The 16,345-nt window shown below is 45.4% G+C and carries 19 protein-coding genes; 5 read left to right on the top strand and 14 right to left on the bottom strand.

Going from position 1 to position 16,345, the window contains the following annotated elements:
- Positions 1 to 18: 18 nt before the first annotated feature.
- On the bottom strand, positions 19 to 720 hold the full coding sequence (locus ICN21_RS02580) for a CoA transferase subunit A (RefSeq protein WP_216176503.1): 702 nt from the start codon (positions 718 to 720) through the stop codon (positions 19 to 21).
- A gap of 157 nt (positions 721 to 877) precedes the next feature.
- Here ICN21_RS02580 and ICN21_RS02585 point away from each other — a divergent pair, with 157 nt between their 5' ends.
- The 4 genes from ICN21_RS02585 to ICN21_RS02600 are packed head-to-tail and all read left to right on the top strand — an operon-like array spanning position 878 to position 4,382.
- Positions 878 to 2,548: an electron transfer flavoprotein-ubiquinone oxidoreductase gene (locus ICN21_RS02585; RefSeq protein ID WP_216176505.1), complete on the top strand. Its 1,671-nt coding sequence runs from the start codon at positions 878 to 880 to the stop codon at positions 2,546 to 2,548.
- A gap of 3 nt (positions 2,549 to 2,551) precedes the next feature.
- On the top strand, positions 2,552 to 2,938 hold the full coding sequence (gene gloA, locus ICN21_RS02590; RefSeq protein WP_215318031.1) for a lactoylglutathione lyase: 387 nt from the start codon (positions 2,552 to 2,554) through the stop codon (positions 2,936 to 2,938).
- 2 nt (positions 2,939 to 2,940) lie between these two features.
- Positions 2,941 to 4,113: a GNAT family N-acetyltransferase gene (locus ICN21_RS02595; protein WP_216176507.1), complete on the top strand. Its 1,173-nt coding sequence runs from the start codon at positions 2,941 to 2,943 to the stop codon at positions 4,111 to 4,113.
- Positions 4,110 to 4,382, top strand: a complete 273-nt coding sequence (locus tag ICN21_RS02600) for a DUF1289 domain-containing protein (RefSeq protein WP_215294750.1) — start codon at positions 4,110 to 4,112, stop codon at positions 4,380 to 4,382. The genes ICN21_RS02595 and ICN21_RS02600 overlap by 4 nt, the downstream gene beginning before the upstream one ends.
- Before the next feature lie 48 nt (positions 4,383 to 4,430).
- On the opposite strand, the gene ICN21_RS02605 is transcribed toward ICN21_RS02600, so the two are convergent.
- Entirely contained in the window at positions 4,431 to 6,038 is a 1,608-nt protein-coding gene (locus ICN21_RS02605) for an ABC-F family ATPase (RefSeq protein ID WP_215294752.1), read from the bottom strand.
- A 110-nt stretch (positions 6,039 to 6,148) separates the two neighbouring features.
- Positions 6,149 to 6,859: a queuosine precursor transporter gene (locus ICN21_RS02610; RefSeq protein ID WP_216176509.1), complete on the bottom strand. Its 711-nt coding sequence runs from the start codon at positions 6,857 to 6,859 to the stop codon at positions 6,149 to 6,151.
- 95 nt (positions 6,860 to 6,954) lie between these two features.
- On the opposite strand from ICN21_RS02610, the gene ICN21_RS02615 reads away from it, so the two are divergent.
- Positions 6,955 to 8,133: an acyl-CoA dehydrogenase gene (locus ICN21_RS02615; protein WP_216176511.1), complete on the top strand. Its 1,179-nt coding sequence runs from the start codon at positions 6,955 to 6,957 to the stop codon at positions 8,131 to 8,133.
- Here ICN21_RS02615 and mnmH read toward each other — a convergent pair.
- The 11 genes from mnmH to soxX form a co-directional block, all read right to left on the bottom strand.
- Positions 8,130 to 9,206, bottom strand: a complete 1,077-nt coding sequence (mnmH, locus tag ICN21_RS02620) for a tRNA 2-selenouridine(34) synthase MnmH (RefSeq protein ID WP_216176513.1) — start codon at positions 9,204 to 9,206, stop codon at positions 8,130 to 8,132. The two genes, ICN21_RS02615 and mnmH, sit on opposite strands and share 4 nt — an antisense overlap.
- Before the next feature lie 9 nt (positions 9,207 to 9,215).
- A complete protein-coding gene (locus tag ICN21_RS02625) occupies positions 9,216 to 9,587 on the bottom strand; it encodes a thioesterase family protein (protein ID WP_255534177.1) in 372 nt (123 codons plus the stop codon).
- A gap of 68 nt (positions 9,588 to 9,655) precedes the next feature.
- The gene (locus tag ICN21_RS02630; protein ID WP_215318038.1) at positions 9,656 to 10,000 is read right to left on the bottom strand and encodes a TIGR01244 family sulfur transferase; all 345 of its coding nucleotides are present in this window, start codon (positions 9,998 to 10,000) and stop codon (positions 9,656 to 9,658) included.
- A 60-nt stretch (positions 10,001 to 10,060) separates the two neighbouring features.
- The gene (locus ICN21_RS02635) at positions 10,061 to 10,498 is read right to left on the bottom strand and encodes a DUF6691 family protein (RefSeq protein WP_216176516.1); all 438 of its coding nucleotides are present in this window, start codon (positions 10,496 to 10,498) and stop codon (positions 10,061 to 10,063) included.
- A 1-nt stretch (position 10,499) separates the two neighbouring features.
- Complete coding sequence (locus tag ICN21_RS02640) at positions 10,500 to 10,937, bottom strand: YeeE/YedE family protein (RefSeq protein ID WP_216176518.1); 438 nt, start codon at positions 10,935 to 10,937, stop codon at positions 10,500 to 10,502.
- Between the two features lie 18 nt (positions 10,938 to 10,955).
- On the bottom strand, positions 10,956 to 12,077 hold the full coding sequence (locus tag ICN21_RS02645) for a YeeE/YedE family protein (protein ID WP_216176520.1): 1,122 nt from the start codon (positions 12,075 to 12,077) through the stop codon (positions 10,956 to 10,958).
- Between the two features lie 17 nt (positions 12,078 to 12,094).
- Positions 12,095 to 12,412 carry a hypothetical protein gene (locus tag ICN21_RS02650; protein WP_216125898.1) on the bottom strand — a complete coding sequence of 106 codons (318 nt, stop codon included), beginning with the start codon at positions 12,410 to 12,412 and terminating at the stop codon, positions 12,095 to 12,097.
- 58 nt (positions 12,413 to 12,470) lie between these two features.
- Positions 12,471 to 13,448 carry an MBL fold metallo-hydrolase gene (locus tag ICN21_RS02655; protein WP_216176522.1) on the bottom strand — a complete coding sequence of 326 codons (978 nt, stop codon included), beginning with the start codon at positions 13,446 to 13,448 and terminating at the stop codon, positions 12,471 to 12,473.
- A gap of 5 nt (positions 13,449 to 13,453) precedes the next feature.
- Positions 13,454 to 13,891, bottom strand: a complete 438-nt coding sequence (locus ICN21_RS02660; RefSeq protein WP_216176524.1) for a DsrE family protein — start codon at positions 13,889 to 13,891, stop codon at positions 13,454 to 13,456.
- A 21-nt stretch (positions 13,892 to 13,912) separates the two neighbouring features.
- The gene (gene soxB, locus ICN21_RS02665) at positions 13,913 to 15,643 is read right to left on the bottom strand and encodes a thiosulfohydrolase SoxB (RefSeq protein ID WP_216176526.1); all 1,731 of its coding nucleotides are present in this window, start codon (positions 15,641 to 15,643) and stop codon (positions 13,913 to 13,915) included.
- A 56-nt stretch (positions 15,644 to 15,699) separates the two neighbouring features.
- Positions 15,700 to 16,338: a sulfur oxidation c-type cytochrome SoxX gene (gene soxX, locus ICN21_RS02670; RefSeq protein WP_216176528.1), complete on the bottom strand. Its 639-nt coding sequence runs from the start codon at positions 16,336 to 16,338 to the stop codon at positions 15,700 to 15,702.
- Positions 16,339 to 16,345 lie beyond the last annotated feature (7 nt).

Below are 16,345 nucleotides of genomic sequence, written 5' to 3' on the forward strand. Positions count from 1 at the left end.
GATTGTTCTTTTAGATAACTAGCGAGTCGCTGAAAGTGTGCGCTGTTCTATACGCTTTTCAGGGGTGCTATTGATAACCAAGCGATGCACATAGATGCTTGGAGTATGAATCTCAGCAGGGTCCAAGACACCGTTCTCAACAATCTCTTCTACCTCTGCAACCGTGATCTTTCCTGCCATCGCAACTACTGGATTGAAATTACGAGCGGTATGGCGATAGACCAAATTTCCTGAACGGTCCGCTTTCCAAGCCTTCACCAAGGAAATATCAGAAACAATAGAGCGCTCCATAATGTATTTTTCGCCATCAAATTCTTTTAGCTCTTTGCCTTCAGCAACTAAGGTGCCAACACCCGTCTTGGTATAGAAGGCAGGAATGCCGCATCCACCAGCGCGCAATTTTTCGGCCAAAGTTCCTTGTGGCGTGAACTCGAGTTCTAACTCACCAGCTAGAAATTGACGTTCAAATTCTTTGTTTTCACCAACGTAGGATGCAACCATCTTTTTTACTTGACGTGAATTCAGCAGTATTCCAAGACCAAAACCATCCACCCCAGCGTTATTCGATACGGCAGTCAAATTTTGGGCTCCGAGATCTTTCACCGCCTGGATCAGAGCCTCCGGGATTCCGCAAAGACCAAAACCACCAACCGCTAGCTTTTGTCCATCCTTCAAGATATCCCGCAGGGCATCTACTGCCGATGGGTAAGTTTTATTCATAACTTTTGTCCTAATATTGCCAAAAAGGGTAAAAAAGTAATCATAACGCCTCAGGCTTTAAGCATTGATAGTCCTGGCACTAAATTGGTTTTTAGCACTTAGAACTAAACTATCTGGGCTGAAATACCCTATTTTTAAGAAATCTCGGAGAAATTGCATGAACCAGGTGGAGCTACTAGAACAATTCGGGCCCAGAGAATCCATGGATTACGACCTGGTTATTGTTGGAGGTGGTCCAGCCGGTCTTTCAGCAGCAATTAAAGCCAAGCAGCTTGCGAATGCCTCTGGCAATGACATCAGCGTTTGTGTTTTAGAAAAAGGCTCTGAAATCGGTGCTCATATTTTGTCTGGCGCTGTCATGGACCCTAAAGCGTTAAACGAACTTTTTCCCAACTGGAAAGAATTAGGGGCGCCACTCACTACGAAAGTCACACAAGATCAATTTCTATTTTTAAGTGCTGATCACTCATATCAAGTTCCCAACTGGATCTTGCCCGAATGCTTTAAAAATGAGGGTAACTATATTGTGAGCTTGGCTAACGTAACCCGTTGGCTAGGTGAACAAGCTGAGGCACTTGGTGTAGAAATTTTCCCAGGCTTTCCAGCAGCAGATATCTTGTGCAACGAACAAGGTGCAGTCAGCGGCGTGATCACTGGCTCGATGGGTTTAGATAAAGAAGGTAAGCCTACCGATCAATTTCAGCTAGGTATGGAATTGCGTGGCAAATACACCCTATTCGCTGAAGGTTCTCGGGGCCACCTTGGTAAACAGTTAATTGCTAAGTTCGCCTTAGATAAAGATTCTGATCCTCAAAGTTATGGCATCGGCATTAAAGAACTCTGGGAGGTTGAGCCTTCCAAGAGCAAGCCTGGATTGGTAGTGCATACCGCTGGTTGGCCATTAGAAAGTGACACCTATGGTGGCTCCTTCCTGTATCACTTAGGGGATAACAAAGTTGCTGTTGGTTTAGTAGTTGGCCTCTCCTATAAGAACCCTTACCTCTCACCCTTTGAAGAATTCCAACGCTATAAATTACATCCGAAGATTCGTGACACGTTTGAAGGTGGTAAACGAATTGCTTATGGTGCACGAGCGCTGACTGCCGGCGGCTTGAATAGTCTTCCTAAAACTGTATTTCCGGGTGGCGCACTTATTGGTTGCGATGCTGGCTTCTTAAATGCCTCACGCATTAAAGGTAGCCACGCTGCGATTAAGACAGGCATGCTGGCTGCAGAAGCTGCAGTTGCAGCACTTCATGACAATCGTTCTGCCGATATTTTGGCAGGCTATCCAGCTGCTTTCCAAAACAGCTGGTTACATACTGAGCTCAATCAAGCGCGCAACTTCAAAGCTTGGATGTCGAAAGGACTCTACTTAGGAACGCTGATGGTTGGTCTTGAGCAAAAAGTGCTCGGTGGCAATATGCCTTGGACTGTGCATCTCAAACATGCTGATCATGAGTGCTTAGAGCCAGCAGCGCAGCACAAGCCTATAGATTATCCAAAACCTGATGGCAAAATCAGCTTTGATCGTCTCTCCTCAGTGTTTATTTCTAATACGAACCATGCTGAGAATCAACCGATACACCTCACCCTAAAAGATGCAACGATTCCAGTCAGCCTCAATCTCAAAACCTATGCGGGTCCAGAGCAACGCTACTGCCCTGCTGGCGTTTATGAATACATTGAGGCAGATGGTCAACCACGCTTACAGATTAATTCACAAAACTGCGTCCACTGCAAAACCTGCGATATTAAAGACCCAAGTCAGAACATTGTTTGGATTACCCCCGAAGGTGGTGGCGGCCCTAACTACGGAGCGATGTAAATTATGATGATGCTACACACGATGTTACGCGTTGGCGACCTCCAGCGCTCAATTGATTTTTACACCAAAGTACTCGGCATGAATTTATTGCGCACTACCGAGCGTCCAGAGCAAAAGTACTCCTTGGCATTTGTGGGCTTTGGTAAAGGCAATGCCGATGGGCAGGCTGAGATTGAGTTGACCTTCAACCATGGGGTTCATTCTTATGACTTGGGTACAGCCTATGGTCATATTGCCATCGGTGTTCCTGACGCCTACGCTACTTGCGACAAGATTAAAGCGGCAGGTGGTAACGTCACCCGTGAAGCTGGACCCGTTGCGGGCGGAGATACCATCATTGCTTTTGTGACAGATCCTGATGGTTACAAAATTGAATTCATTCAACGCTAACAGTGTCAGGCTCTGAACAATACTCTTTAGAAATACTAGATCATCTATCTGATGTATCTGCCGCAGATTGGAATGCCCTCCTCGATGCCGATGCTGGCCCTTTTCTGAGATATGAATTTTTAAGCGCCCTCGAAGAGACCGGTTGCGTTGGCGGCATTACGGGATGGCAAGTAGCCCATCTTGTTTTAAAACAAGCAAGTAAATTAGTTGGTGCAATGCCGCTCTACTTAAAGCGGCATTCCTATGGTGAGTTTGTCTTCGATTGGTCATGGGCGCAGGCTTACGAGCAACAGGGCCTGAACTATTATCCAAAGGTACTTTGCGCCATTCCCTTCACCCCTGTACAGGGCTCACGTATCTTATGTAGAGCTGACTCAAGCGCTACCGAAATTCGGAAGGTATTGATTGCTGGTCTCAAGTCTTTGTTGACAGACAATGATCTTTCATCGGCGCATATTCTATTTCCAATGCCTAATGAGGCAGCTCATCTAAAAGAGCAAGGCTTCTTATTACGAGATTCAGTACAGTTTCACTGGCATAACCAAGACTTTCAGAACTTTGAGCAATTTCTATCAGTGCTCACCATGAAACGCCGTAAAAATATTCGTCGTGAACGTGAGCAAGTCGCAAAAGAGGCTATTACGTTTAGGCATGTGCCTGGAAAAGATTCAAGCGATCTAGATTGGGAATTCTTTTTTGAGTGCTATCAAAATACCTATTTAGAACACCACTCGAGCCCCTACTTAAGCGAATCATTCTTCAAGCTCTGGGTAAAACAGATGCCAGAGAACTTGCACCTCATACTGGCTGAGCGCAATGGAATTGCGATAGCTGCGTCATTGCTAGTGGTTGATCAACAATCTTCCAAAGCTTATGGCAGATATTGGGGTGCACTAGAACGCATCCCTTGTTTGCACTTTGAGACTGCTTATTACCAGGCGATTGAATACTGCATTAAAGAAGGGATTCAGACATTTGAGGGGGGCGCACAAGGTGAGCACAAGATGGCGCGCGGATTTTTACCCACCACCCTGCAATCCGCCCACTTTCTTAAAGACCCAAGATTTGCAAAGGCCATTGGACATTTCCTAGATCGTGAGCACCAAGGCATTGGTGCCTATGTCGATGAGCTTGCCGAGCATAGTCCGCTGAAATCGACTAAAGTACTTCCATGAATTCTGGAAGCAACGAACCTAAATCTCCCCAAGTGCAAGATGGATCACACTCCTTATCAACTGGAGACGATGAATCAGATTCACCTTGTATTGGTGTCTGCACGACTCTCTACGATGAGATTTGCCAAGGCTGCGGCCGAACCTTGCATGAGGTGAGTAATTGGGTCTTTTTCTCTGATGCAGAAAAAGCCTCTGTGTGGAAGCGCATCCGCGAGGATGGTACTGCTACCCGCTTTCAGCGACAGGCCAAAGAAAATAAGCCTGCGTAATCTTCGCAGGCTTATTTTCTTTTAAATCTCCATTACTGACTTAGCAGCTTAACCAGTTAATTCCTGGCTACGTAAATACTCTTCGTAAGTGCCCGAGTAATCGACAACCGTACCGTCCATCTTCACTTCCAAAATACGGTTAGCCAAAGCAGAAACAAATTCGCGGTCGTGGGAAACAAAGATTAAAGTACCATCAAATTTTTCAAGCGCAATTTGCAAACTTTCAATCGATTCCATATCCATGTGATTGGTTGGCTCATCCATTGCTAGCACGTTATATTTTTGGAGCATGAGTTTGCCCCAAATCATCCTGCCCTTTTCACCACCAGAAAGGACTTTTACTGACTTACCAATATCGTCACCGGAAAATAAGAGGCGTCCCAAAGTGCCACGAATGACTTGATCATCGTCACCAGTGTTGCGCCACTCATTCATCCAATCCATGAGCAGCTCATCTTTAGCAAACATATCCGTATTGTCTTGCGGCATTACGCCGACGTTCGCATTCTCTGCCCACTTCACATCTCCACTATCTGCGCTGATACCATCGAAGCGCTTGCTGAGAATAGTTTTTAGAAGTGTTGTCTTACCTGCTCCGTTTTGACCAATGATGGCAATTTTTTCGCCAGCACGCACACCTAACTTAAAGTTCTTGAAGATCACGCGGTCATAGGCCTTAGTGAGTGCATTGCACTCGACGGCCATGTTATGCAGCTTTTTCTCAGTATCAAAACGAATGAACGGGTTTTGACGCGAGGATGGCTTTACTTCAACAACCTCAATCTTCTCTAACTGACGCTGGCGTGAAGTTGCCTGACGTGCTTTAGAAGCATTTGCTGAGAAGCGGGCTACGAAAGCCGCTAATTCAGCAATTTTTTCTTTGGCTTTCACGTTATTGCTTAACTGTTGTGTTCGTGCCTGAACCGATGCCAGCATGTAGGAGTCGTAGTTTCCTGGATAGACCTTCAAGGTTCCATAGTCCATATCGGCCATATGCGTACAGACTTCATTGAGGAAGTGGCGATCATGGGAAATGATGATGATCGTGCTTTTGATCTCATTCAAAATATCTTCTAACCAATGAATGGAGTGAATATCCAAGTTATTGGTTGGCTCATCTAAGAGCAAAACATCTGGGTCTGAGAACAAAGCTTGAGCAAGCAAGACACGCAATTTCCAACCCGGAGCAACGTTGCTCATGGGGCCATCATGTTGCTCAATCGGAATACCAATACCCAATAACAACTCACCCGCTTTTGCTTCCGCGGTATAGCCACCATACTCAGCGTACTTCCCCTCGAGCTCAGCAGCCTTCATGTAGTCTTCGTCAGTAGCCTCTGGGTTGGCGTAGATGGCATCACGCTCAGCGGCAGCTTTCCACATCTCCTCATGACCCATCATCACTACATCGAGTACCCGCACGTCTTCATAAGCAAACTGATCTTGACGCAATTTACCTAAACGAATGCCGGGGTCTAAGCTCACATTACCGCTAGTTGGCTCTAACTCGCCACCCAGAATTTTCATGAAGGTAGACTTACCGCAACCGTTGGCACCAATGAGGCCATAACGATTACCACCGCCAAACTTCACGGAAATATTTTCAAACAAGGGCTTCGCCCCGAACTGCATGGTGATATTAGATGCGGACAACACGGATGTTTTCTAGCTTTCTGAAATTCAATTCAATAGATACCCCCAGTATTGGGAGCAAAGACCGATATTTTAACGGTTTAGAGCGAGGAAAGCCTTAAATCAAGTGCTGATTAGACTTTGACCCTAAATGGGGTGAAATTCGTGTGGATATCGTAATAATCCTCATTCTCTTTGCGCTTAAGGAAATTGACGATCCAATAGGTGAAAGGTGTCGCCAAAACCTCCCAAGCCGTTTTCAGAGCATATTGAGCTAAGGCTACCTGGATAATTTCGTGGGTTGGCCAGATGCCATAAAAAGCCAACATATAAAAGAATGAAGAATCAACCATCTCCCCTACTGCAGTCGAACCAATCGTGCGCATCCATAAAAAACGCCCTTGAGTCCAAATTTTCATCTTGGCTAATACAAAGCTATTGGCAAAACTACCGCACCAAAATGAGAACATGGAAGCCAGGGCAATGCGCCAAGAGTTGCCAAAGACGGTTTCTAAACCATGCTGATAGTTGGCCATGTAAGTGCCGGGTGCCACTGGTAACGCAATCACGATCTGTGCCATGATGGCTGCAAATGCTAAAGCAGCAAATCCCGCCCAAACAGCTCGACGGTCATAAGCGTAACCATAAACTTCTGTGAGAATGTCGCCAAAGAAATAGGCGATCGGGAAAAACAAAATACCGCCGCCAAAGGTCAATTCACCAAAATACGGCAAGTTCACCACTGCCGCTTTACCAGCACCAATAAAGTTCGAGCACAGAAGCACGACCACAAAGGCAGCCAAAATCAGGTCGTAATAGCGATGGTGTCGTCTCGGCGAGTCCATAAGTCAAGAAAAATGGATAATAGAAAGAAGAATATCCGCATTCCTGAACTTACGCAGGAAGCGGTCAGAAAACAATCTATAGGACAACTAGAAACATGAGCAAAGCCAGCTTTAATTGGGAAGACCCCCTCTTACTTGATACCCAGTTAACTGAAGAAGAGCGCATGATCCGTGATGCTGCCGCTGAATACGCTCAAGGGCGTCTCATGCCCCGCATTTTGGAGGCCTATCGCAATGAGACTACTGACCCCTCTATCTTTCGTGAGATGGGTGAGCTCGGTCTCTTAGGTATCACCATTCCGGAACAATACGGCGGCGCCAATTTAAATTACGTCTCTTATGGATTGATTGCTCGTGAAATCGAGCGGGTCGATTCTGGTTACCGCTCCATGATGAGCGTGCAGTCCTCTTTGGTGATGGTGCCTATCAATGAGTTTGGTAGTGAAGCACAAAAGCAAAAGTACTTACCTAAATTAGCCACGGGCGAATGGATTGGCTGCTTTGGCTTAACTGAACCAAACTATGGGTCAGATGCTGGCGGCATGATTACTCGCGCTAAGAAAGTACCCGGTGGATTTTCTTTGACGGGTTCCAAGATGTGGATCTCTAACTCCCCAATCGCTGATGTATTTGTAGTGTGGTCTAAAAATGATGAAGGCGTTATTCGCGGCTACATCTTAGAAAAGGGGATGAAGGGCTTAAGCGCTCCAAAGATCAGTGGCAAGATGGGTCTTCGCGCTTCTGTTACCGGTGAAATTGTGATGGATGAAGTGTTTGTGCCCGCTGAAAATGAATTCCCAGAAGTTACTGGCCTGAAAGGACCCTTCACCTGCTTAAACTCTGCACGTTACGGTATTTCTTGGGGCTCACTAGGTGCAGCTGAATGGTGCTGGCATGCAGCGCGTCAATACACCTTAGATCGCAAGCAGTTTGGCAAACCCTTGGCTGCCAATCAACTGATTCAAAAGAAATTAGCGGATATGCAAACCGAGATTGCACTCGGATTGCAAGGTTGCTTGCGTTTAGGTCGCATGAAAGACGAAGGCATCGCTGCTCCTGAAATTACCTCCATTATGAAACGTAACTCTTGCGGCAAGTCTCTAGAGATTGCCCGTATGGCACGTGATATGCATGGTGGTAACGGCATCTCGGATGAGTATGGCGTGGTGCGTCACATGATGAACTTGGAGGTTGTGAATACCTACGAAGGTACACATGACATTCACGCTCTCATTTTGGGTCGTGCTCAAACCGGCATTCAAGCTTTTAGCTAATTTAGGTTTAGCTTTGCCACGATGGCCTTTGCTGCTTTAGCAAAGGCCTCATCACTGTCATTCTCTAGTTGTACAAAATTCTCAATCTTATATTGAGGAAAGTTGCGCACTATGGAGGATTGATAGGAAGGGTCATAGTGCATGACCAACAACTCTTCAACTAAAGATGGAAACTGCTTTGCGTCAATTGCTTCATTCCATTGGGCAATTTGCACTTTTCCATAATGTGCTGTGAGTAGTGCTAATTTACGCTTGAAATTATCAGTATCACTTAAAAAATGATGGTATTCACGAATTAACCATGACACCCGTGTTTGGGTGCTTGATCTCAATTCAATGCAGGCGCCATTGCGAATCTTTTCCATCAAGGCATCGGGGATGTGAACACCGCCTACCTTTTTACTTTCTGATTCTACGAGCACGGGCTTAGTTGGGTCTAGTGAGCGCAGCGCATTCCAAAGCGCAGTTTCAAAACCTTTTTGTGAAGGCTGCTCGATATTGGGCTCATTGCCTAGAACCGAGCCACGATGAATCGCGAGGTCTTCTAAATCTAGGATCTGAGCACCATACTGCTGCGCCTCTTGGAGTACTCTTGTTTTACCGCTACCCGTCATGCCAGAAATCACTTGAAAAGAGAAATGCTTTGCTGCGGCCTCTAATCCATCAATCACAGTTCTTCTGAACCCTTGATAACCACCTTCTAACTGCATCGCTTTCCAGCCGATACGATTGAGGATATGAGTAAACGCCCCGCTCCGCTCACCACCGCGCCAGCAATAAATCAATGGTCGCCATTCACGGGGCATTTCCAATAAATAGTCTTCTAGATGATGAGCAATATTGCGAGAAACTAAAGCGGTACCCAGCTTCTTTGCTGCAAAAGGAGAAACTTGCTTATACAAAGTACCAATCTTGGCGCGTTCTTCATTATCTAAAACGGGGTAGTTGACAGCGCCTGGAATGTGATCGAGAGCAAACTCAGCGGGTGATCTGACATCAATAATGAGATCAAAACGATCTAACTCTGTCAGAAATTGATCTAACTTTAAAATATGCGGATTGCTAGGTTGCATATCGCAGCGTTAGCTAATCTTCTGCAAAATGTGTTCAGGCCAAGGCGCTGATTTATTGGTAGCGAGATCTACCCAAACCATCGTAGCACCACCAATCGCAGCCTCTTCTTCAGGCGAAGTGGTTAAAGACATGCTGGTATAGACATCCATACTGGTTCTACCGATAGCACCAATCGATGTTTTGAGGATCAATTCACCTGGGTAAGAGAGTTGTTTATAGAAGTTACAAAAACCATTCATCATCAACATCGACTCACGCCCAGGGGCTACTTGATAACCCATTGAAGTAATCCATTCAACACGCGATTGCTCCATATACCGAAAGTACACAGTGTTGTTAACATGTCCATAAGTATCCATGTCACCCCAACGAATGGGCATGATCATTTCATGAACAAGCTTTCGCTCCTCTGGGATGGCGATGCGCATTGTGATGCAGTACTGTGGATTTATTTCACTTGCAATGCAAGTTGATATAAATTGGTTGATCGAGCACCTGATCGGCAAAATGCAAGAACTGGACTAGGCATCGTGTTTAACAAACGTGCCATCTCTCTCACTTGCTCAACAGTCATCGCGCTAGGCACCACTGGCAAGTAGGCGTATTGCAAGCCTAATTTTTCTGCTTCAGCTTGAATATCAGCATTCTTTGGCTGATCAGGACCGCCTTCACCGTCAGGGCGATTATTGATGACGCTTTTATAGCCTTGCTGAGCAATTTCAGCAAGATGGCTTGGATCAATTTGACCAAGTGTGCCGAATTGATCGTTATGACAAGTAATAGGAAGACTCATGACACCCTCTTCAATTAAGAATTAACACTATGAATAGGAGTGATTCTAAATCAGGCCGAACTAGACCGCGTGTTTATGGGCGCCAAAGAACCGGTCGCAAAGCGCCATTCCAGCCAACATCGCAAGCACAAATACCAGCGCCTTCAAGTGGCCAGCACCAAGAGCAACGATGGCTGGGCCTGGGCAAAATCCAGCAATCCCCCAGCCTGACCCAAATATCAGACTGCCAATGATGAGAGGTTTGCTGATGTCTCGTCTTTGGGGGATATGCAAGGCGTCACCAAAAAAGGCTTCTGTTCTTTTGCTGACGACATAAAAGCCGCCAAGACCCACAATCACAGCACCCGCCATGACAAATATTAAGGATGGATCCCACGTTCCTGCTAAATCCAGAAATCCTAAGATTTTCTGTGGATTGCTCATGCCAGAAATAATCAAGCCCACCCCAAAAAGGACGCCAATGAGATATTGACTCAACAAACCGAAGTGCCTTTTCACATCAGCCTCCGATCACATGACGCAGAACAAAAACAATCAAAAAGCCAGCAGTCATAAACGAGACCGTAGCCACTAAAGAACGAGGTGATAAACGCGAGAGTCCACAAATACCATGGCCACTGGTGCAACCAGAGCCATATTGAGTGCCAAAGCCCACCAAAAGACCGGCAATAACTACCGCAAGCCAATCAGCCTCTACCTCAACAATGGGACGTATTTCAAAAAATAATGCTGCCAATAATGGAGCAGTGAGTAATCCCAAAATCAAAGCCATGCGCCATGCGCGATCGCCTGACTTGGGACGCAAGAGACCAGAAATAATTCCGCTGATACCTAAAATTCGACCATGAAACAATACATAAAGGGCTGCTGCAACACCCAGAATTATTCCCCCTAACAAAGAAGGAATGGGTGTGAATGAGAGCCAATCAATTTGCATGTATTTTGCCTAGTCTGATTAAGCGCAGGGGTTAGGAGCATGGCGCATTTTGAGATAGCAGAGTGCTAAGTAGGCACCAAAGATAAAACCTGGTAAAGCTAACAGAGAGCCGACTGCAAGGGTAGAGATGCCACTTAAACCCTGACCTACAGTGCAGCCTAAGGCAGTAACACCACCAAACCCCATCAATGCAGCACCCACTAAATGATTGCCAGTATCTTCGGCATCCCGAAAGGATTCAAAGCGAAAAGATTTTGTGGCTAATGAGATAAATGCTGAGCCCAAGATCATCCCCACCACTGCAACAATGCCAACCGTCAATACTTTAGAGGTATCGCTATACATCATGAGCCAGTCTAGAGAATATGCGTATGGCGCTACAAAAGATAAGCTCTCCATGCGACCAGAGTTGGTGACTAAGAACACTTCCTCAAGCGTATTGGGATCCTCAGCAACATATCCTAGATTGCCAGATATCCACCAGACTGCACAGATAGCAAGACCTACCGCTACGCCAGCGAATAGATTATTAGCAGTCCAAAATGCTTTGCTAGCAAGCGCATAAGCAATGAATGCAAAGCCGATCATGAAACCCAAAGCCAGATGAAGATGTGAGCGTGCCATTCCCAATGGAGCACTCAGAAGACTCGGCAAATCTTGTGGCGTATTAAATGCAATGAAGATGGTATCCAAAGTATTAATCCGGATGACACCCAAAAAGCCACGCATCGTCATATAGGCAGTTAAACCTAAGACCATAAAGACGACTACAGACTTCAAATTACCGCCACCAATCCGCACTAGAGTCTTACTACCGCAACCAGACGCTAAGACCATCCCAAAGCCAAACAAAATACTGCCTACTATCGTAGAGAGCCATAAAAACTTATTGCCGGTATAAAAACTCTTCAGAGGATCAACCAGGCCCAGATAAGACATTAAGGCAAAACCAATCATCGCTACACCAATGGCTAAAAACCACTGCCTTAAGCGTTCCCAGCTAGACATGATGAATACATCAGATACTGCACCCATGCTGCAAAAGCCAGTCTTTTGCATCACTGCACCAAGCAAAAAAGTAATAGCAAAAGTCGCCCAAAGGACTGACTTGCTTAATGAATTGATATCGACAACATCCATAGCGACTATATAAAAAGTTAAGGTTTGAATTTATAAAACTGTTGATTGAGATAGGCAACAACATCAGCCTCATCTTCAGGAAAAAGATCTAGGCGAAGCTCGGTATTACAAAGGCTCACCATCTTCTTCAAATTGGCCATCGACTTCACCTTGCCATCGCTGCGCGTATAAATCATGTCGCCATTACTAAAACCGGATTTCTTGGCATGACAGGCATAGCATTTTTGCTGATCAATGGTTTTACCGTTTGCCAAATCGGGTGCAGCAAATACTGGTGCACTCACTAGTACACTCAGAGCTACTACTGAGAGGGTTTGGATAAAAATCAATTTCATTACAAATCAAGGATTTAGAATTAATCCTCTATTTTAAGGCCCAATAGCCAAAATTGCCCTACTCCGCCTGGATCGACAGATAAACGTTATAGGCATTCATGCGGTTGGCAGCTCTATATAAGGGCATTCCTTCATATTCTGACCAATCAGTCTGTTGATACGCCTCCTCAAAAGGATCCATATTGATAGCGGCCTTAGCCATTGAGTCCCGCAGATACTTCAAATAGTTTTTTGTAAAAGCAATGTCTTCCTTGGGCTTAACTGAAAAGCCGCCATGGCCTGGAATCACAACATTGGGATTGAGTTTAGCAATCTCATCTAAGGCAATTAACCAACCTTTGCTATCAGCATTGCCCACAAATGGAATACGGCCCCGAAAGACGAGATCGCCAGCAAAGAGGGCTTTTTCTGAGGGAACATACACCATCAAATCCTCTGGGGCATGCGCAGGACCGACTCGACTAATCAAAAATTCCACCCCACCAATGTTCAATTTAGATTGTTTATCAATCCAAACATCTGCCGATATCAACTGAGTATTTGTATTCACCCAAGGTGCAAAGTCAATCCTGGAGGCAATCAAACGTTGCTTCGCTGTCTCAGAAGAGAGATAGTTTCTGCCCTCACCTTGGGCATAGATCTTGGCGCCAATCTTTTTAAATTCTTGCAAGCCATAAATATGGTCGGCATGGTAGTGACTCACAATCACTGCCACCACTTTTTGCTTGGTCACTTTCTTAATCTCAGCAATGAGCTTTTGCGCCAAGATCGGCGAGCCCAATGCATCCATCACTACTACACCACCTGGCGTAACCACAAAACCCGCATTAGAAATAAAGTTCTGATTGGCACTACTGCCCATTTGCGCAAAACCCTGCACAAAATAAGTATGGGGAGCCACTTGCACCGGCTTCAGTTGGATTGCATCAACAGGATTAGTTGCTTGTGCATAAGCGACACTACTAAAGACGAGAGATCCTATTAGGATCCCTATCAAATGACTTACAAACCGAATATAGCTATTGAAGCTATTCATGATGCTTAAGGCTTGATGTAGGCAAAGCCATCTTTATATTGAAGATCAGCTACACGTACCACTCCTGATGGCGTGAAATCCGCGTCAAGGGTGAATTGATCTTTCTTCAGGTTACGATTTTTCAGAGTAATTTCACAAACTTCAAATTTCACACCGCGGGATTTCAATGCACCAACCAATGGGGCATATTCTGTGCCATTCTTTTTATCTTTAGCACCTTCCATCAACAAGTCAACGCCATTGGCATGAGTCACAACGATGATGATGGTATTGGGGGAAGTATCCAAATGGTTACGAATGTTGCGCAGACCTTTTAGACCTTGAGTCTCAGCGTCATCAATGTGATACACCACTTTAGTATTGCCCGTAGGTTGAGCTAAAGCAGTGGAGCAAAACCCTAAAGCAAGGACCAGAGCAGTAAGAAAGGAAAGTAGTTTTTTCATATGACTATTCGATGAAGTTAATTAGATTGGAGCCATACCGGGGTTATTCGAAACACCCTTAATGACAGGTTCATTGAGCTTCACTGCTTTGACAACTTTCACGTCACGTAAATGACGTTCCATTACATCCCAAATTGGTTCGCCACCAGTATTTTTTGCTTCTTCGCTCACCGGTGCCCAACCAGCAACTTTATATGTCTTATTGGCTTCGATGGGTTTGCCATGAAGTCGCATATCGGTAATACGCTTACCTGCACTTTGAGCTGGATCAATCGTGTATTGCATGCCGCCAACCCGCACCATATCGCCACCTTGCTGGTAATACGGGTCAGGATTAAATAAATTATCCGCAACATCTTCGAGAATGGTTTTTATAGTCTCACCAGTCATATTAGTGACAGTAGTGTATGGATAAGTAATGGCTGTTTGATCAAGCAAGTTCTCGCGGGTGATCGGCTGGCCTGGCAACAGACTGGTACCCCAACGGAAGCCTGGTGAGAAAGCAATCTCTGCATTCTTCTGCGCCATGAGGCCATCCAAAATCAGCTGGTCAAAGCTACCGTTGAAATTACCGCGACGATATAAAAGACCTTCAGTGGTGGCTAACTTTTCACCTAACTTCGCTTCGTATGGAGCTCTCACTTTAGCGATTAACTTATTCATGGCTGGATCAGCTGGAATCATATTGGAGAAGATAGGCAGCAGCTTGTAACGGAAATCAACTGGCTTGCCACCCTTCACATCAAAATCTAAGACACCCAAGAATTTGCTATTTGAGCCAGCGTTAGTCACTAGAGTGATGCCGCCAGCATTCTTCACCTTGACTGGAATAGGAACGCCATCATGGGTATGGCCACCTAAAATGGCATCTAAGCCCCGCACTCGGGATGCCATCTTCAGGTCCACATCCATACCATTATGGGATAGAAGAACCACAACCTTGGCACCTTTTGACCTCACTTCATCAATCGTCTTTTGCATATTCTCTTCTTGAATACCAAAGGTCCAATCAGGAGTGAAGTAGCGAGGGTTTGCAATTGGTGTATATGGGAACGCTTGGCCAATGATGGCAACTTGTATTCCATTCTGTACTTTCATGACATAGGGATTAAATACTATGTCGCCAAAGTCCGCTGTCTTGATGTTTTGTGCAATGAAAGAAACCTTACCTTTGAAGTCACCATTGACAATTTCCATCACGCGCTTCTCACCTAAGGTCATCTCCCAATGCGGCGTCATCACATCAACACCCAAGGCAAGGGCAGCATCCACCATATCCTGACCATTCGTCCAGAGTGCAGTACCAGAGCCTTGCCAAGTATCCCCACCATCGAGCAGTAGCGCTCCTGGGCGAGTGGCTTTCATTTGTTTAATCAAGCTAGCCATATGAGCAAAGCCACCCATCTTGCCGTAGTTTTGCGCAGCAGCCACATAATCTAAATAGGTGAACGCATAAGCATCATGAGTACCTGGGGCAATACCATTCGCTTTTAAGAAGTATTCACCAACTAAATGTGGAGTCTTGCCTTCTTGAGTGCCAATACCAAGATTCACATTGGGTTCACGGAAATAGATTGGCAACAACTGCGCATGGCAATCTGTGAAATGCAGAAAATGGACATTACCAAATTTAGGTAGATCGTAAAATTTTTGGACAGCGGTTTGTGCATTCACAAAATTGGACTGCAAACTCATCCCGCCAGCAGATGCAATCGCCAAAGCTTGCAAAAAATCGCGACGACTTAAAGACATAAAGTTCCCCTTGCAAAAACAGGCCTGTCGGCCTGTTCTTTATTTTTTCTATTAACTTACTGATTGACTGGAGAGGCAGGATCCAACAGTAAAGCTATCACATCCTGAATTTGCTGCTCATTTAAGAGCTTGAAGTGGGCGAAACGCGGCATATTGCTGCATGCGTTATAGGCCTTAGAGTTATTGATGCGATTCCAGGTATAGGTCACCACTTCAGGCGAGTACCCACGGAGCTTGCCGTAGTTCCAGAGAGTGGGGCCAATCGTTCCATAAGAAATCTCTTTCTTATCGATCTGGTGACAGTTATAACAACCACCGCCGACTGGGGTATCTGCTTTGTCAGTCCAGGTTGCACCGCGACCGCTCTGTGCAATCGCTTCACCCTTCTTCCAATCGCCAATATATTTACCGTCAGAAGGCTGCTTGATTGAATCCATATTCATCTTCTGAATCTTCTCGCGCATTTTTTCGCCTTGCTTGCTGGTCGAGAAAACAGGATCAGAACAGAACTTTTGGGTTGCATCTTGATCAATACGATCCAAGCCAGCGATACCATCTGCTCTAAAGCCATCCTTCATCATCTTATTGAATTTAGGGTCATTCGCTTGCTGAGCGATTGCAAAGTCTTGCATGCTGAATGCTGCTACTGCAAAAGTAGTAATAGCTAAGAGGGATTTGATGTTCTTCATATTCATATTCTCT

Origin of the sequence: Polynucleobacter sp. AP-Feld-500C-C5 (assembly GCF_018882265.1) — a bacterium.
GTDB lineage: Bacteria > Pseudomonadota > Gammaproteobacteria > Burkholderiales > Burkholderiaceae > Polynucleobacter.

Excerpts from the sequence above, each read along its gene's own strand:
- mnmH (WP_216176513.1), bottom strand. The coding sequence starts at position 9,206 with ATGCAACCTAGCAATCCGCATATTTTAAAGTTAGATCAATTTCTGACA.
- gloA (WP_215318031.1), top strand. The coding sequence starts at position 2,552 with ATGATGATGCTACACACGATGTTACGCGTTGGCGACCTCCAGCGCTCA.
- ICN21_RS02655 (WP_216176522.1), bottom strand. The coding sequence starts at position 13,448 with ATGAATAGCTTCAATAGCTATATTCGGTTTGTAAGTCATTTGATAGGG.
- soxX (WP_216176528.1), bottom strand. The coding sequence starts at position 16,338 with ATGAATATGAAGAACATCAAATCCCTCTTAGCTATTACTACTTTTGCA.
- ICN21_RS02610 (WP_216176509.1), bottom strand. The coding sequence starts at position 6,859 with ATGGACTCGCCGAGACGACACCATCGCTATTACGACCTGATTTTGGCT.
- ICN21_RS02625 (WP_255534177.1), bottom strand. The coding sequence starts at position 9,587 with ATGCCCATTCGTTGGGGTGACATGGATACTTATGGACATGTTAACAAC.
- ICN21_RS02640 (WP_216176518.1), bottom strand. The coding sequence starts at position 10,937 with ATGCAAATTGATTGGCTCTCATTCACACCCATTCCTTCTTTGTTAGGG.
- ICN21_RS02600 (WP_215294750.1), top strand. The coding sequence starts at position 4,110 with ATGAATTCTGGAAGCAACGAACCTAAATCTCCCCAAGTGCAAGATGGA.
- ICN21_RS02580 (WP_216176503.1), bottom strand. The coding sequence starts at position 720 with ATGAATAAAACTTACCCATCGGCAGTAGATGCCCTGCGGGATATCTTG.
- ICN21_RS02615 (WP_216176511.1), top strand. The coding sequence starts at position 6,955 with ATGAGCAAAGCCAGCTTTAATTGGGAAGACCCCCTCTTACTTGATACC.
- ICN21_RS02630 (WP_215318038.1), bottom strand. The coding sequence starts at position 10,000 with ATGAGTCTTCCTATTACTTGTCATAACGATCAATTCGGCACACTTGGT.
- ICN21_RS02650 (WP_216125898.1), bottom strand. The coding sequence starts at position 12,412 with ATGAAATTGATTTTTATCCAAACCCTCTCAGTAGTAGCTCTGAGTGTA.
- ICN21_RS02585 (WP_216176505.1), top strand. The coding sequence starts at position 878 with ATGAACCAGGTGGAGCTACTAGAACAATTCGGGCCCAGAGAATCCATG.
- ICN21_RS02660 (WP_216176524.1), bottom strand. The coding sequence starts at position 13,891 with ATGAAAAAACTACTTTCCTTTCTTACTGCTCTGGTCCTTGCTTTAGGG.
- ICN21_RS02645 (WP_216176520.1), bottom strand. The coding sequence starts at position 12,077 with ATGGATGTTGTCGATATCAATTCATTAAGCAAGTCAGTCCTTTGGGCG.
- soxB (WP_216176526.1), bottom strand. The coding sequence starts at position 15,643 with ATGTCTTTAAGTCGTCGCGATTTTTTGCAAGCTTTGGCGATTGCATCT.